At 61.5% G+C, this 15,402-nt stretch carries 13 protein-coding genes; 10 read left to right on the forward strand and 3 right to left on the reverse strand.

Annotation, left to right across the window (positions count from 1 at the left end; genetic code table 11):
• Window positions 1-18: 18 nt before the first annotated feature.
• Window positions 19-1,077, reverse strand: a complete 1,059-nt coding sequence (locus tag HS968_RS02010) for a polyamine ABC transporter substrate-binding protein (protein WP_182369919.1) — start codon at window positions 1,075-1,077, stop codon at window positions 19-21.
• A 322-nt stretch (window positions 1,078-1,399) separates the two neighbouring features.
• Window positions 1,400-2,779, reverse strand: coding sequence for a glutamine synthetase family protein (locus HS968_RS02015; protein ID WP_106737583.1), 1,380 nt, complete (start codon window positions 2,777-2,779; stop codon window positions 1,400-1,402).
• 275 nt (window positions 2,780-3,054) lie between these two features.
• Between HS968_RS02015 and HS968_RS02020 the strand changes: the two genes are divergently transcribed.
• The 9 genes from HS968_RS02020 to HS968_RS02060 all read left to right on the forward strand — a co-directional run bounded on the left by HS968_RS02020 (window position 3,055) and on the right by HS968_RS02060 (window position 13,010).
• Entirely contained in the window at window positions 3,055-3,429 is a 375-nt protein-coding gene (locus HS968_RS02020) for a hypothetical protein (protein WP_182369920.1), read from the forward strand.
• 117 nt (window positions 3,430-3,546) lie between these two features.
• The gene (locus tag HS968_RS02025) at window positions 3,547-4,905 is read left to right on the forward strand and encodes a glutamine synthetase family protein (protein ID WP_106737582.1); all 1,359 of its coding nucleotides are present in this window, start codon (window positions 3,547-3,549) and stop codon (window positions 4,903-4,905) included.
• 118 nt (window positions 4,906-5,023) lie between these two features.
• Window positions 5,024-6,397 (forward strand): aspartate aminotransferase family protein, encoded by a 1,374-nt coding sequence (locus HS968_RS02030; protein ID WP_182369922.1) that lies wholly within the window; start codon window positions 5,024-5,026, stop codon window positions 6,395-6,397.
• Window positions 6,398-6,529: 132 nt separating this feature from the next.
• The gene (locus tag HS968_RS02035; RefSeq protein WP_119692269.1) at window positions 6,530-7,627 is read left to right on the forward strand and encodes an extracellular solute-binding protein; all 1,098 of its coding nucleotides are present in this window, start codon (window positions 6,530-6,532) and stop codon (window positions 7,625-7,627) included.
• Between the two features lie 66 nt (window positions 7,628-7,693).
• Window positions 7,694-8,788, forward strand: a complete 1,095-nt coding sequence (locus tag HS968_RS02040; protein WP_179623527.1) for a polyamine ABC transporter substrate-binding protein — start codon at window positions 7,694-7,696, stop codon at window positions 8,786-8,788.
• A gap of 68 nt (window positions 8,789-8,856) precedes the next feature.
• A complete protein-coding gene (locus tag HS968_RS02045; protein WP_119692666.1) occupies window positions 8,857-9,948 on the forward strand; it encodes a polyamine ABC transporter substrate-binding protein in 1,092 nt (363 codons plus the stop codon).
• Window positions 9,949-10,001: 53 nt separating this feature from the next.
• Window positions 10,002-11,156 (forward strand): polyamine ABC transporter ATP-binding protein, encoded by a 1,155-nt coding sequence (gene potA, locus HS968_RS02050; RefSeq protein WP_182369924.1) that lies wholly within the window; start codon window positions 10,002-10,004, stop codon window positions 11,154-11,156.
• A gap of 23 nt (window positions 11,157-11,179) precedes the next feature.
• The gene (locus tag HS968_RS02055) at window positions 11,180-12,061 is read left to right on the forward strand and encodes an ABC transporter permease subunit (protein WP_179625199.1); all 882 of its coding nucleotides are present in this window, start codon (window positions 11,180-11,182) and stop codon (window positions 12,059-12,061) included.
• An 82-nt stretch (window positions 12,062-12,143) separates the two neighbouring features.
• The gene (locus tag HS968_RS02060; RefSeq protein WP_119692266.1) at window positions 12,144-13,010 is read left to right on the forward strand and encodes an ABC transporter permease subunit; all 867 of its coding nucleotides are present in this window, start codon (window positions 12,144-12,146) and stop codon (window positions 13,008-13,010) included.
• A 123-nt stretch (window positions 13,011-13,133) separates the two neighbouring features.
• On the opposite strand, the gene HS968_RS02065 is transcribed toward HS968_RS02060, so the two are convergent.
• Complete coding sequence (locus tag HS968_RS02065) at window positions 13,134-14,495, reverse strand: CYTH domain-containing protein (RefSeq protein ID WP_182369926.1); 1,362 nt, start codon at window positions 14,493-14,495, stop codon at window positions 13,134-13,136.
• A 199-nt stretch (window positions 14,496-14,694) separates the two neighbouring features.
• Here HS968_RS02065 and HS968_RS02070 point away from each other — a divergent pair, with 199 nt between their 5' ends.
• A complete protein-coding gene (locus HS968_RS02070; protein WP_106737575.1) occupies window positions 14,695-15,372 on the forward strand; it encodes a TIGR00153 family protein in 678 nt (225 codons plus the stop codon).
• Window positions 15,373-15,402 lie beyond the last annotated feature (30 nt).

Consider the following 15,402-nt stretch of genomic DNA (forward strand, 5'->3'; position numbering starts at 1 on the left):
GGCAAGCCTCGCCGGGGGTCAACTGCCGTCGCGGAAACGCTGCCAGACGTTGCTGCGTACCTGCGCGTGTTTCTCCGAGAGCACTTCCAGTGGATACAGGCGGCGCTTGGTGTCCTGATCCGGATACAGGCCGGGTTGTTCCAGCAGGGCGCTGTCGATGAACTGCATGGAGTCGGCATTGCCATTGGGGTAGAGCGTCTCGGCAGTGATCTGGGCGATCACCTGCGGCTGCATCAGGTAGTCGATGAAGCGGTGGGCGAGATCCGGGCGGCTGGCATTGGCGGGAATCACCAGGTTGTCGATGAACAGCACCGAGCCTTCGTCAGGCACCACGAAACTCACTGGCTGACCCGCCTGCGCGGCGGCAAGGGCATCACCGACCCAGGCCATTGCCAGGCACAGGCGGCCATTGTTGAGGTCTTCGATATAGCGCTCGCTGTCGACGTAACGCAGGTTCGGGCGTAGGCCGTCGAGCACGCCTCCAGCGCGTTCGACGCGGCTCGGAGCGCTGCGCGCCAGGCTGCGGCCCTGGTAGTTGAGCAGCAGCGACAGGGTTTCATCCGGTGCATCCAGCACGCTGATGCCACAACTGGCCAGGCGCTTGCTCTGCTCGGCGTCGAACAGCAGGCTCCAGCTGCTCGGCAGTGGCCCGCCATAGGCGGCTTCGGCCTTGGGTGTATTGATCGCCAGGCCAACCGCACCCCACAGGTAGGGCACGGCATGACGGTTCTGCGGGTCGACCGCAGCCAGTTTGCTCAGCAGCTGTTTGTCCAGGTGCGTGCGGTTGGGGAGCAGGTTGAAATCCAGGGGGCGAATGCGGCCGCTGGCGATCAGCGCTGGCAGTTCATTGTGCGAGGGCACGGCGATGTCGATGGGTTGCCCGCTGTTCAGCGCTGCGCCCAGTTCTTCGGCACTGGCGAAGGTGTGGTACTCGACCTCGATACCGGTGTCCCGGGTGAAGTTTTCCAGCACCTGCGGCGCGATGTAATCGTTCCAGTTGTAGACACGGATGCTGTCGGCGGCCTGAGCCAGGCCACTGATCAGGCCCAGCAGGACGGCGGCAATAGCGCGTTGCATGAGTAGCTCCCCGATGGATGAAGGCAACAGTATCCGGCGGCCTTGCTCGCCGGAGGTTGATTCATGTCAGCGGAGTCGCCGTGCGGCGAACCGCTGGCCCCGGTGCAGAGCGCCGGAGCAGGCAGTTGGCAGTTGGCAGGTAAAAAGAAGCCGGCTCTATTCAGGCCGTGTGAAAACTACTGCGCTCGGTCGTGCTGCGTTAAAAACAGGCTCAGAATGCTCATTTACTACTTGTAAACTGCGCTTCTTCGCCTGTTTTTGCCTTGCCTGACCTTCGCTCGCTACGTTTTCACATGGCCTTCTACGGCCGGCTTTCTCGGTGTTACACGGTATGCAGGTACCAGTTGTACTCGAGGTCGGAGATGGTGGTCTCGAACTCTTGCAGTTCGGCTTCCTTGCACGCGACGAAGATGTCGATGTACTTGGAGTCGATGTATTTGTTCATCACTTCGCTGTCGTCCAGCTCGCGCAGGGCATCGCGCAGGTTGTTCGGCAGGCTGGGTTCGAGCTGCTCGTAGGAGTTGCCTTCGATCGGCTCGCCCGGTTCGATCTGGTTGGTCAGGCCGTGGTGGATACCGGCGAGGATCGAGGCCAGCATCAGGTAGGGGTTGGCATCGGCGCCGGCCACGCGGTGTTCGATGCGCACGGCATCCGGGCTGCCGGTGGGGATGCGAACGGCCACGGTGCGGTTGTCCAGTGCCCAGCTCGGCGCGTTGGGCACATAGAACTGTGCACCGAAGCGGCGGTAGGAGTTGACGTTGGGGCAGAGGAACGCCATCGACGCGGACATGGTGTCGAGAATGCCGCCGACGGCATGGCGCAACGAAGAGTTCTCCAGCGGATCTTCGGCAGCGAAGATGTTCTTGCCGGTCTTCTTGTCCAGCAGCGAGATGTGCACGTGCAGACCGTTGCCCGCCTGGCCCGGGTAGGGCTTGGCCATGAAGGTGGAGTCCATCTCATGGTCGTAGGCGATGTTCTTGATCAGGCGCTTGAGCAGCAGGGCGTAATCGCAGGCCTTGATCGCGTCTTCGACGTGATGCAGGTTGACCTCGAACTGCGCCGGGGCGCTTTCCTTGACGATGGCGTCGGCCGGGATGTCCTGCTCCTTGGCGGCTTCGAGCATGTCTTGCAGGCAATCGACGTACTCGTCGAGGTCGTCGATCAAGTAAACCTGGGTGGAGTGCGGGCGCTTGCCGGAGATCGGCGAACGCGGCGGCTGCGGACGGCCGTTCACGTTCTCCTGGTCGATCAGGTAGAACTCCAGTTCGAAGGCTGCGCAGATACGCAGGCCCAGTTCGTCGAACTTCTGCACCACCTGGCGCAATACCTCGCGCGGGTCGGCGAAGAAAGGCGTGCCGTCCAGCTCGTGCATGGTCATCAACAGTTGCGCGGTCGGGCGCTTCTGCCAGGGTTCGTTGCACAGGGTATTGGGGATGGGGAAGCAGATACGGTCGGCGTCGCCGATGTCCAGACCAAGGCCGGTGCTTTCGACGGTGGAACCGTTGATGTCGAGCGCGAAGAGCGAGGCGGGCAGATTGATGCCTTTCTCGTACACCTTGTGGAGGGCGTTTCGGTCGATGCGCTTGCCGCGCACCACACCATTCATATCTGCAATAAGAAGGTCGACGAACTGGACCTCAGGATGTTCCTTAAGGAACGCGTTCGCTTCGTTAAGCTGAACGGCACGCGGGGGTACCGACATGATGCAACACCTTTTTGTTAAATATATCAATCATGCGACTGCATGGGTGTGAGTCAATCTGAAACGCACTTTACTGTCAAGCTGGCCCCATGATGCCCTGTAGTGGGGCGTGATGGCCATTTTTGGGGCATTTCAAGGCCTTTCAGGGGGGGGCAGCTGGCGATCTTTCTGGGTGCTCAACGGGGTGTGTTCAATTTTTTACAGAGCTATTGTGTAAAAAAATGAACAAGGCTAAGCTCGGTTCAAACCCATAACAGCAATAATACGGGTGTCTCATGTTTCGCCTGCCGATTCTCGGCGTCAGCGCTTGTACCAGAACCACCGGTCACGCCCTTTCTCCCCTCGCCGACGAGGTGAGCATTCGCTTCATGCGAGTGGGTGCGGGTGACATGTCCGCTATCGTCGAGGCACGGCAGCATTCTTCTTCGGCGGCTTCAGCGCCGCTCGGCATATTTTCTCGAGTCTTCATGTTACCCGCTACCCTGCACCATAGCGCAGGTGGCGCCTCGCTGCTGCGTGGCGCACGGCCTGGCGCGGGCTGTGCAACACGCAAGCGTCTTGAGCTAGACACATCGCGCTTTGTTCGCGAAGGCGAAAGCTTTTCTTTCCGTGGAGTGAAAAGCCAGGTGCCGGAGGTGCTGCGCCCCTAGTAGCATCCACTCGAATATCTCGCCTTCTTCCAGGCCTTTGGTGAGGCTTGCAGGGAGAGGGCGGGGCAACGCTGAACCAGCTATAACCCTAGTTGGTTCTACAACCCTGAGGTCTCTATGAGTACCAAGTTAGACCAGCTCACGAGCTGGCTGAAAGAACGCAAAATCACCGAAGTCGAATGCCTGATCAGCGACCTGACCGGCATTGCCCGCGGCAAGATCTCGCCGACCAACAAGTTCCTCGACGAGAAGGGCATGCGCCTCCCTGAGAGCGTGCTGCTGCAGACCGTGACCGGCGACTACGTCGAGGACGACATCTACTACGACCTGCTGGACGAAGCGGACATCGACATGTTCTGCCGTCCCGACGCCAATGCGGTCTTCGTCGTGCCATGGGCCATCGAGCCTACTGCCATGGTGATCCACGACACCTTTGACAAGCAGGGCAACCCCATCGAGCTGTCGCCGCGCAACATCCTCAAGAAAGTGTTGCAGATGTATGCAGACAAAGGCTGGAAGCCCATCGTCGCGCCGGAGATGGAGTTCTACCTGACCAAGCGCAACAGCGACCCGGACTTCCCGCTGGTGGCCCCGGTAGGCCGCTCCGGCCGTCCGGAAACCGGCCGTCAGAGCTTCTCCATCGACGCGGCGAACGAATTCGACCCGCTGTTCGAAGACATGTACGACTGGTGCGAACTGCAAGGCCTGGATCTGGACACCCTGATCCACGAAGAGGGCCCGGCGCAGATGGAAATCAACTTCCGCCACGGCGACGCGTTGCACCTGGCCGACCAGATTCTGGTGTTCAAGCGCACCATGCGCGAGGCCGCGCTCAAGCATGACGTGGCGGCCACCTTCATGGCCAAGCCGATCACCGATGAGCCCGGCAGCGCCATGCATATCCACCAGAGCGTGGTCGACCTGAAGACCGGCAAGAACATCTTCTCCAACGAAGATGGGACGATGAGCGAGCTGTTCCTCCATCACATCGGCGGCCTGCAGAAGTACATCCCCGAGCTGCTGCCGCTGTTCGCGCCGAACGTCAACTCGTTCCGCCGTTTCCTGCCCGATACCTCGGCGCCGGTGAACGTGGAGTGGGGCGAGGAGAACCGCACCGTGGGCCTGCGCGTGCCGGAAGCCAGCCCGCAGAACCGCCGCGTGGAAAACCGCCTGGCCGGTGCCGATGCCAACCCCTATCTGGTGCTGGCAGCGACCCTGCTGTGCGGCTACATGGGCATGGTCGGCAACGTCAAACCAGGCGCTCCGGTGAAAGGCCGCGGTTACGAGCGTCGCAACCTGCGCCTGCCGGTGACCATCGAAAGCGCGCTGGAGCGGATGGAAGCCTGCAAGGACGCCGAGAAGTTCCTCGGCGAGAAGTTCATCCGCGGCTATGTCGCGGTCAAGCGTGCCGAACACGAGAACTTCAAGCGCGTGATCAGCTCCTGGGAACGCGAGTTCCTCCTGCTGTCGGTTTAGCAGGGTAGGGTGGGCTTCAGCCCACCATTGCAGGCCGACTCGGTGGGCTGAAGCGGATCGCCGCCCGGCCCACCCGGCAGCGCCGCGAGCCTGCAGGGCCAACAGATAAGGTGTGGTAATGAACAAGCAAGCGAACAATCCCAAGACCGCCCAGTGGCAGGCGATGAGCCAGGCCCATCACCTGGCGCCGTTCAGTGATTACAAGCAGCTGGCCGAGAAGGGCCCGCGCATCATCACCGAGGCCAAGGGCGTGCACCTGTGGGACAGCGAGGGCCACAAGATCCTCGATGGGATGGCGGGTCTGTGGTGTGTGGCCGTCGGCTACGGCCGCGAGGAGCTGGTCGAAGCCGCCGCCAAGCAGATGCTGCAACTGCCGTTCTACAACACTTTCTTCCAGACCGCCCATCCGCCGGTGCTGGAGCTGGCGCAGGCCATCTCACAGGTGGCGCCGGCCGGCATGAACCACGTGTTCTTCACCGGTTCAGGCTCGGAAGGCAACGACACCATGCTGCGCCTGGTACGCCACTACTGGGCGTGCAAGGGCCAACCGCAGAAGAAGATCATCATCGGCCGCGATAACGGCTACCACGGTTCTACCGTGGCCGGTGCCAGCCTCGGCGGCATGAAGTTCATGCACGAGCAGGGCGACCTGCCGATTCCCGGCATCGCGCATATCCCGCAGCCGTACTGGTTCGGTGAAGGCGGCGACATGACCCCGGAAGCCTTTGGCATCTGGGCGGCTGACCAGTTGGAGAAGAAGATTCTCGAACTGGGTGAAGAAAATGTTGCAGCGTTTATCGCCGAGCCGATCCAGGGGGCTGGTGGCGTGATCATTCCGCCGGACAGCTACTGGCCGCGCATCAAGGAAATCCTCGCCAAGTACGACATCTTGTTCGTCGCCGACGAAGTGATCTGCGGTTTCGGCCGTACCGGCGAGTGGTTCGGCAGCCAGTACTACGATCTCAAGCCTGACCTGATGACCATCGCTAAAGGGCTAACCAGCGGCTACGTGCCAATGGGCGGGCTGATCGTCAGCGACAAGGTGTTCGAGGTGATCGAGGCGCACGGCGACTTCAACCATGGCTTCACCTATTCCGGGCATCCGGTAGCGGCGGCAGTCGGGTTGGAGAACCTGCGGATTCTCAAGGAAGAGGGCATCGTCGAGCGGGTGAAAGCAGAAACGGCACCGTATTTGCAGAGTCGTCTGCGTGAGCTGGCGGATCATCCGTTGGTAGGCGAAGTGCGTGGCGTCGGCATGCTCGGTGCGATCGAGTTGGTGCAGGACAAAGCGACGCGCAAGCGTTATCCGGGTGATGTGGGCGTGGGCATGATCTGCCGCGGCCACTGCTTTAATAACGGCCTGATCATGCGCGCGGTGGGCGACACCATGATCATCGCCCCGCCGCTGGTGATCAGCCAGGCGGAAGTAGACGAACTGGTAGAGAAAGCACGCAAGTGCCTGGATCTGACCTTGCGCGACCTGTCGGTCTGAAAAGCCCGCAGTCACGGAAAGTTGTCAGCGGTGCCATGACCTTGCCAGACTGCGCCAGAGTGCGTGAGCCAGGCTGATTCGAGCGGCTAGCGCGTCCTCTGGAATATCGACACAACAACAGGAGCTGTACGCATGAAAACATTCGGCAAGACCCTTCTCGCGTTGTCCCTGACCGCGGCCGTGGCAGGCGCTGTTCAGGCTGACGACAAGGTGCTGCATGTCTACAACTGGAGCGATTACATCGCTGAAGACACGCTGGCCAACTTCGAGAAGGAAACCGGCATCAAGGTCGTCTACGACGTCTTCGACAGCAACGAAGTGCTGGAAGCCAAGTTGCTGGCCGGCAGCTCCGGCTACGACGTAGTGGTACCGTCCAACCCCTTCCTGGCCAAGCAGATCAAGGCCGGCGTATTCCAGAAACTGGACAAGTCCAAGCTGCCGAACTGGTCGAACCTGGACAAGGATCTGCTGCATGCACTGGAGCCGAGCGACCCGGGCAACCAGTACTCGATCCCCTACATGTGGGGCACCATCGGCATCGGTTACAACGTCGAGAAGGTCAAGGCCGTGCTCGGCGACAACGCTCCGGTCGACTCCTGGGATCTGGTATTCAAACCGGAGAACATCGAGAAGCTGAAGTCCTGTGGCGTGTCCTTCCTCGACTCGCCGACCGAGATCCTGCCAGCCGCTCTGCACTACCTGGGTTATGCCCCGGACAGCAGCAAGGCCGACGAGCTGAAGAAAGCTGAAGAGCTGTTCCTCAAGGTGCGTCCATCGATCTCCTACTTCCACAGCTCCAAGTACATCTCCGACCTGGCCAACGGCAACATCTGCGTCGCCATCGGTTACTCGGGCGATATCTATCAGAGCAAGGCGCGCGCCGAAGAAGCCAAGAACGGCGTGGAAGTTGGCTACAACATTCCTAAGGAAGGTGCCGGTTCGTTCTTCGACATGCTGGCCATCCCGACCGATGCCAAGAACGTCGAAGCTGCTCACGTATTCCTCAACTACCTGATGAAGCCCGAGGTGATGGCCAGCATCACCAACTACGTGCAGTTCCCCAACGGCAACGCTGCTGCCACCCCGCTGGTGGATGAAGCCCTGCGTACCGACCCGGGCGTGTACCCGACTCCGGAAGTGTTGAAGAAGATCTACACCTTCCCGGATCTGGCGCCGGCCGTGCAGCGCACCATGACCCGCAGCTGGACCAAGATCAAGTCCGGTCGCTAAGTAACGAAGCAACGCCGCCTGGCGGGCTCCCCGCCAGGTACCCAAATCGCAAGAAGAGGAAACGTCATGCGTCGTTCTACCCTGCTGGCTGGCCTGATCGCCGCTGCCATTGGCATGTCCGTGGCTCAGGCTGCTGATCGCGTGGTCAAGGTCTACAACTGGTCCGACTACATTGCGCCGGACACCATCGCCGATTTCGAGAAGGAAACCGGCATCAAGGTGGTGTATGACGTTTTCGACTCCAACGACACCCTCGATGGCAAGCTGGCTACCGGTCAGAGCGGTTACGACGTGGTGGTGCCGACCAACCACTTCCTGGCCAAGCAGGTACGTGCCGGTACCTATCAGAAGCTGGACAAATCCAAGCTGCCGAACCTGGTCAATCTCGATCCGACCATCATGGACAACCTGGCCGCGGGCGACCCCGGCAACGATTACTCGGTGCCCTATCTGTGGGGCACCAACGGCATCGGCCTGAACGCCACCAAGGCGCGCGCCGTGCTGGGCGACGATGCGCCGCTGGATTCCTGGGCGCTGCTGTTCGACCCCAAATACGCGGAGAAACTCGCCTCCTGCGGTATCGCCCTGCTCGACTCGGGCGACGAAGTGCTGCCGCAGGTCGTCAACTACCTGGGCATGTCGCCGCATACCACTCAGCGCGAAGACTACGAGAAGGCCTTCGAGCAGGTGATGAAGGTGCGCCCGTACATCACCTATTTCCACAGTTCCAAGTTCATCGGTGATCTGGCCAATGGCGATATCTGCGCCGCCTTCGGTTACTCCGGTGATGTGCTGCAGGCTGCTGATCGTGCCGCAGAGGCCGGCCGCACCGACGAGATCATCTACATCATTCCCAAGGAAGGCACCGCCATGTGGGCCGACCTGCTGGCCATCCCCAAGGACGCCAAGAACGTCGACGAAGCGCACGCCTTCATCAACTACCTGCTGCGCCCCGAGGTGATCGCCAAGATCAGCAACTACGTGGCGTACGCCAACCCGAATCTCAAGGCCACCGAACTGGTCGACGAAAGCGTGCGCAACAACCCGGGCGTATATCCCGGCAAGGACGTGATGGCCAAACTCTACGTGGCCGAAGAGCGCCCACGTGACGTACAGCGCTGGCTGACGCGCGACTGGACACGAATCAAGAGCGGTCGCTGATCGACGGACGATTTTCCTATAAAGTGCCGCGCCTTTTTCGGGTGGCACACAAGAACGAGGATGAAACTGTGCGAGTTACCCTGCCCAAGTCTCTGATCGCCCTGGCGGCCTCCGCCTTCTGTGGTGCCGCTTTGGCCCAGTCCACGGTGCATATCTACAACTGGAGCGACTACATCGGCGAAGAGACCCTGGCCAAGTTCGAGGCCAAGACCGGCATCAAACCGATCTACGACGTCTTCGACTCCAATGAAACCCTCGAAGGCAAACTGCTCGCCGGCCGCAGCGGCTACGACGTGGTTGTGCCGTCCAACCATTTCCTCGGCAAGCAGATTCGCGCCGGCGCGTTCCAGGCACTCGATCGCAGCAAGCTGCCGAACTGGGACAACCTCGACCCGGCCCTGCTCAAGCAGCTGGAAACCAACGACCCTGGCAACCAGTATTCCGTGCCTTACCTGTGGGGCACCAACGGCATCGGTTACAACGTCGAGAAGGTCAAGGCTGCGCTTGGCGTCGACGAAATCGACTCCTGGGCGGTGCTGTTCGAAGCCGAGAACATCAAGAAGCTGAGCCAGTGCGGCGTCGCCTTCCTCGATTCCGGCGACGAGATGATTCCGGCGATGCTCAACTACCTGGGTCTGGATCCCAACAGCACCAACCCTGACGACTATGCCAAGGCCGAGGCCAAGCTGCTGGAGGTGCGCCCTTACGTCACCTACTTCCACAGCTCCAAGTACATCGGCGATCTGGCCAACGGCAACATCTGCGTGGCCGCTGGTTTCTCCGGCGACATCCTGCAGGCCGCCGACCGTGCCGAAGAGGCCGGTAAAGGCATCGAAATCGCCTACAGCATCCCGAAGGAAGGCGCCAACCTCTGGTTCGACATGATGGCCATCCCGGCTGACGCGGCGAACCCAGAGCAGGCGCATGCCTTCATCAACTTCCTCCTCGAACCCGAGGTGATCGCCGAAGTCAGTGACTACGTCGGTTATGCCAACCCCAATATCAAGGCGGGCGAGCTCATGGATCAGGAGGTGCGTAACGACCCGTCCGTTTATCCGCCACAAGCGGTGCTGGACAAGCTGTACATCTCCGCCGAGCTGCCGGTTCGCGTGCAGCGCCTGATGACCCGCAGTTGGACCAAGGTCAAATCGGGTCAGTAATCGTTCCTGCCCGGCCGCGGCGGCCGGGCACAATCTTCCGGGAGTTTTCCTAAATGGCTGTTGCCTCCAGCGCCTACAAAAAAGCCCTCGAGGGGGATCAGACACCGAAAGAGGTGCTGGTCAAAATCGATCGGGTGACCAAGAAGTTCGATGAGACCGTGGCCGTCGACGATGTCTCGCTGACCATCAACAAGGGCGAAATCTTTGCCCTGCTCGGTGGTTCGGGATCGGGCAAGTCGACCTTGCTGCGCATGCTCGCCGGCTTCGAGAAGCCGACCGAGGGGCGCATCATTCTCGATGGCGTCGACATCACCGACATGCCGCCGTACCAGCGCCCGATCAACATGATGTTCCAGTCCTACGCGCTGTTCCCGCACATGACCGTGGCGCAGAACATCGCCTTCGGCCTGCAGCAGGACAAGATGCCCAAGGCCGAGATCGACGAGCGTGTGTCGGAGATGCTCAAGCTGGTGCACATGACCCAGTACGCCAAGCGCAAGCCGCACCAGCTCTCCGGTGGCCAGCGTCAGCGCGTGGCCCTGGCCCGCTCGCTGGCCAAGCGCCCCAAGCTGCTGCTGCTCGACGAGCCGATGGGCGCGCTGGACAAGAAACTGCGTTCGCAGATGCAGCTGGAGCTGGTGGAAATCATCGAACGCGTCGGCGTGACCTGCGTCATGGTGACCCACGACCAGGAAGAGGCCATGACCATGGCCCAGCGCATCGCCATCATGCACCTGGGCTGGATCGCCCAGACCGGCAGCCCGGTGGACATCTACGAGACGCCGTCCAGCCGCCTGGTCTGCGAGTTCATCGGTAACGTCAACCTGTTCGAAGGCTCGATCACCACCGACGATGCCGACCACGCGATCATCAGCTGCCCGCACCTGGACAAGCCGATCTACATCGGCCACGGCATCAGTACCCGTGCCGAAGAGAAGAAGGTCAGCTACGCCCTGCGTCCGGAAAAACTGCTGATGGCCACCGCCTTGCCGGCCGACCATGAGCATCCCGAGTACAACTGGAGCAATGGCCACGTCCACGATATCGCCTACCTGGGCGGGCACTCGGTGTACCACGTCAAGCTCACGTCGGGGCAGATCGTGCAGTGCTTCATCGCCAACGCCGAGCGTCGCGGCAAGCGTCCGACCTGGGACGATCCGGTCGTGGTGTACTGGGAAGACGACAGCGGCGTGGTACTGCAATCATGAAACTGGCCAAACTCTCGCGCTACCTGCCGAGTGGCCGGCATGCCGTGATCGGCATACCGTTCCTCTGGCTGTTTCTGTTCTTCCTGCTGCCGTTCGTCATCGTGCTGAAGATCAGCTTCGCCGAGGCCGACGTAGCCATTCCGCCCTACACGGAAATCTACGAATGGGCGGACAACAAGCTGACCATTCTGCTGAACCTGGGCAACTACATCTTCCTCACTGAAGATGCGCTGTATTTGTCGGCCTACCTGGGCTCGTTGCAGATCGCCACGCTCAGCACCTTGCTGTGCCTGGTGATCGGCTACCCGATGGCCTACGCCATCGCCCGTGCGCCGAAGGAAAAGCAGACCGTCCTGCTGCTGCTGATCATGATGCCGACCTGGACCGCGATCCTGATCCGCGTCTACGCCTGGATGGGCATCCTCGGCAACAACGGCCTGCTCAACAGCCTGCTGATGGGCATCGGCCTGATCGACTCGCCGCTGCAGATCCTCAACACCAACACCGCGGTGTATATCGGTATCGTCTACTCCTACCTGCCATTCATGATCCTGCCGCTCTACGCCAACCTGGTGAAGCATGATCTGAGCCTGCTGGAAGCAGCTTCCGACCTCGGTTCGAGCAACTTCAACAGCTTCTGGAAGATCACCGTGCCGCTTTCCAAGAACGGCATCATCGCCGGCTGCATGCTGGTGTTCATCCCGGTGGTGGGTGAGTTCGTCATCCCTGAACTGCTCGGCGGGCCGGAGACCCTGATGATTGGCAAGGTGCTGTGGCAGGAGTTCTTCAACAACCGCGACTGGCCGGTGGCGTCCGCCCTGGCGGTAGTCATGCTGGCGATCCTGATTGTGCCCATCATTCTCTTTAACCGTAACCAGGCCAAAGAGCTGGAGGGGCGACCATGATCCGTTCAATCACAATGAGCCCATCATTCTCTTCAACCGGCTTTCCAACCAGAAGCGGAGCCAAAGAGCTGGAGGGCCGCCCATGAAACGCTGGAGCTTCTCCAACATCATGCTGTGGGCAGGGTTGCTGTTCATCTACCTGCCGATGGTCATCCTGGTCATCTACTCGTTCAACGCCTCGCGCCTGGTGACGGTATGGGGCGGCTGGTCGGTGAAGTGGTACGTCGGCCTGCTGGACAACACCCAGCTGATGAACGCGGTGATGCGTTCGCTGGAGATCGCCCTGTACACCGCCATCGCAGCGACTGCACTGGGTACTCTGGCGGCCTTCGTGCTGACCCGTATCACCCACTTCAAAGGGCGCACGCTGTTCGGTGGCCTGGTCACCGCGCCGCTGGTAATGCCCGAGGTGATCACCGGTCTGTCGCTGCTGCTGCTGTTCGTGTTGATGGCACAGCTGATCGGCTGGCCGGCGCAGCGCGGCATGACCACCATCTGGATCGCCCACACCACCTTCTGCTCGGCCTACGTGGCGGTGGTGGTGTCGTCGCGCCTGCGTGAGCTGGACATGTCCATCGAAGAGGCGGCCATGGATCTCGGTGCGCGGCCGTGGAAGGTGTTCTTCCTGATCACCGTGCCGATGATCGCGCCATCGCTGGCTGCGGGGGCGATGATGTCCTTCGCCCTGTCGTTGGACGACCTGGTGCTGGCCAGCTTCGTGTCCGGTCCCGGCTCCACCACGTTGCCGATGGAGATCTTCTCCGCCGTGCGCCTGGGGGTTAAGCCGGAGATCAACGCCGTGGCCAGCCTGATCCTGCTGGTGGTGTCGTTCGCCACCTTCCTGGCCTGGTTCTTCGCCCATCGCGCCGAAGAGAAACGCAAGAAAGCGTTGCAGCAGGCCATGGACGAGACCACCAACCCTTCCAGCACCAGTCCCAGCGCCAACTGAGTGACGAAATGCTGAAACGAAAACGGGCCCTGCGGGGCCCGTTTTTCATGGTGTTACTGATGGTAGGGTGCGGCGTGCGCACCAACGTGTTCGCAGGCGCTCGGCTAGCGCCTGCTTAGCGGTTTACACCAGCGCTTTCCAGGCCTTCAGGCTGCTGACGATCTGCGCCTGAGTAGTCCGCAGCTGGCGCTGCTCATCGTCCAGCGGCTGCTGAGCGAGAAGGTTCAGCTTGTTCAGCTCGCCATACAGGCGGTCGACCTCGGGCACTTCCAGTACGCCACGCGCCAGACGCAGCCACACCAGCAGGCGCTCCAGGCGCGGCAGTTGCTCGGCGAGATCCTCCGGCTGCTGCTGATAGCGGCGCAGTTGCAACGCCGCGCCTTCTTCGCTTAGCAGCGTTGGCAGCCAGTTGCCCAGCGGCGCGTTGCCCTGGCGATTGCCACGGTTGTTGCGATCCAGCGTCCAGCCACGTTGCAGCAACCAGCGCGACAGTTGCAGTGACAACAGGCCCCAGCGGCAGCCATCCAGCTCGGCAGCGAACAGCGCCGGGGCGTTGCGTCGCATGCTTTCGTCGGTCTGGCCCGCGGCCAGGCGCGGGCGCCAGTCGCCGAGCAGGGCGTCGAGCCCTTCACGCAACTCCCGCGAGCTGGCGCGAGGAGCGGCCTGGCCAAGGCTGGCGAGCAGGGCGCGCAGGTCGATCAGTTGCTGCAACCAGTCCTGCAGCAGGCTCCAGTGACCGCTCCAGCGATACTGCTCAGCCAGGCGCTGGCTGCTGCCCAGCAGGTGCCAGGCAAGGATGGCGAAGGCATCGTCCAGCACCTGTTCGGCCTGCACTGTCGGTGCGGCCAGGCTCAGGCTGTAGCTGCCGGAGTCGAACAGTCGATAGCCGCGTTCGGCCTTGCTGATATCGCAGGGCATCAGCGGCAGCTCGGCGGCCAGTTCGCAGGCCAGCTCCAGCAGGGCGGCGGGTTCGCCTTGGCGCAGTTCCAGCTCCAGCTCACAGATTTCTTCTTCGCCCTCGCCAGCGACTACCTTGCCAAGATCCAGCGCAGCCTCGATGACCACCTTGGCCTTGCCGCGGCCCCAGGCGATCTCGGCTTTCTCGCGGACGAAATCGGTGGTGAACAGCGGTTGCAGGGTTTTCTTGTCCAGCTCGGCGAGGCTCGCTGGCCAGCAACTGTCGTCGAGCTTCTTCAGGTCGAGCTTGGCCTTGCTCAGGTACCAGTCCCACTCGTTGCGCTCGGACAGGCCGGCCACACTCTGGCCACGGCTCTTGAGCGTCTGGATGAGCTGCTCGCCATCACGGCGGATGCGTAGGGCGACCTTGGCGCCAGCCAGCTCGCGATCCGGCGTGTCGTAGTACTGGTTGAACAGTTCCACGCGCTGCCAGCCGCTCTTGTTGCGTTTCTTCAGCAGCGGGTGCTCACGCAGCGCAGCCAGAGTGGCGCGGCTGGCGCGCAGTTTGATTTCGGTTTCTTTGTTCATCGCGATGACGGGCTCGCAGCAGCGGTGGAAGGCGGAGTTCGGCGGGCGAGGCTCCGGGCGCACAAGGGTAGTGCAAAGGGCGTGCGCTGTCAGGTCGCAGCGTCGGACGTACAGAAATGTGACGAACTGATGACATGCGCTGGCAGGCGCTGGGGACGGCCCGTATACTTGCCGCCTCTTTTCAACCAGGGGCAACCCTATGCCTACCAATCCCTTCGTCAGTCTGTTCGGCCGTTCTCCCATCGGCCCCATGCAACAGCACATCACCAAGGCGCACGAATGCGCGGCCAATCTGGTGCCGTTCTTCGAGGCGGTGATGGCCGAAGACTGGGTTCGTGTCGAGCAGGTGCAGCAGGAAATGGTGCGCCTGGAGCGCGAAGCCGACAAGCTCAAGAAAAGCGTGCGCATGCACCTGCCCAAGAGCCTGTTCCTGCCGGTACCGCGCTCAGACCTGCTGGAACTGCTCAGCGTGCAGGACAAGGTGGCCAACCGTGCCAAGGACATCGCCGGCCTGATGCTCGGCCGTCAGATGGCCATTCCAACTGCTCTGCAACCGCTGATGCTGGCGTATGTGCAGCGTTGCGTGGACGCCAGCGCCCAGGCGCTGAAGGCAATGAACGAATTGGACGAGTTGCTGGAAACCGGTTTCGGTGGTCGTGAAGCCACCCTGGTACAGCACATGGTCGAAGAGCTCGAGGAGATCGAGCACGATACCGACCGTCAGCAGATCGAGGTGCGCCGCACCTTGTTCAAGCTGGAAAAGGAATTACCCGCCGTTGATGTGATGTTCCTCTACCGGATCATCGACTGGGTTGGCGACGTCGCCGACCGTGCCGAGCGTGTCGGCAACCGACTGGAACAACTGCTGGCGCGCTAGCCGCCAGCTGCCATTCAGGAATCCACAGGT

Origin of the sequence: Pseudomonas berkeleyensis, assembly GCF_014109765.1 — a bacterium.
Classification (GTDB): domain Bacteria; phylum Pseudomonadota; class Gammaproteobacteria; order Pseudomonadales; family Pseudomonadaceae; genus Aquipseudomonas; species Aquipseudomonas berkeleyensis.

What these genes read in the sequence shown, in the direction of transcription:
- potA (WP_182369924.1), top strand. Translation starts at nt 10,002, where the DNA reads ATGGCTGTTGCCTCCAGCGCCTACAAAAAAGCCCTCGAGGGGGATCAG.
- HS968_RS02070 (WP_106737575.1), top strand. Translation starts at nt 14,695, where the DNA reads ATGCCTACCAATCCCTTCGTCAGTCTGTTCGGCCGTTCTCCCATCGGC.
- HS968_RS02020 (WP_182369920.1), top strand. Translation starts at nt 3,055, where the DNA reads ATGTTTCGCCTGCCGATTCTCGGCGTCAGCGCTTGTACCAGAACCACC.
- HS968_RS02015 (WP_106737583.1), bottom strand. Translation starts at nt 2,779, where the DNA reads ATGTCGGTACCCCCGCGTGCCGTTCAGCTTAACGAAGCGAACGCGTTC.
- HS968_RS02040 (WP_179623527.1), top strand. Translation starts at nt 7,694, where the DNA reads ATGCGTCGTTCTACCCTGCTGGCTGGCCTGATCGCCGCTGCCATTGGC.
- HS968_RS02025 (WP_106737582.1), top strand. Translation starts at nt 3,547, where the DNA reads ATGAGTACCAAGTTAGACCAGCTCACGAGCTGGCTGAAAGAACGCAAA.
- HS968_RS02065 (WP_182369926.1), bottom strand. Translation starts at nt 14,495, where the DNA reads ATGAACAAAGAAACCGAAATCAAACTGCGCGCCAGCCGCGCCACTCTG.
- HS968_RS02035 (WP_119692269.1), top strand. Translation starts at nt 6,530, where the DNA reads ATGAAAACATTCGGCAAGACCCTTCTCGCGTTGTCCCTGACCGCGGCC.
- HS968_RS02030 (WP_182369922.1), top strand. Translation starts at nt 5,024, where the DNA reads ATGAACAAGCAAGCGAACAATCCCAAGACCGCCCAGTGGCAGGCGATG.
- HS968_RS02060 (WP_119692266.1), top strand. Translation starts at nt 12,144, where the DNA reads ATGAAACGCTGGAGCTTCTCCAACATCATGCTGTGGGCAGGGTTGCTG.
- HS968_RS02010 (WP_182369919.1), bottom strand. Translation starts at nt 1,077, where the DNA reads ATGCAACGCGCTATTGCCGCCGTCCTGCTGGGCCTGATCAGTGGCCTG.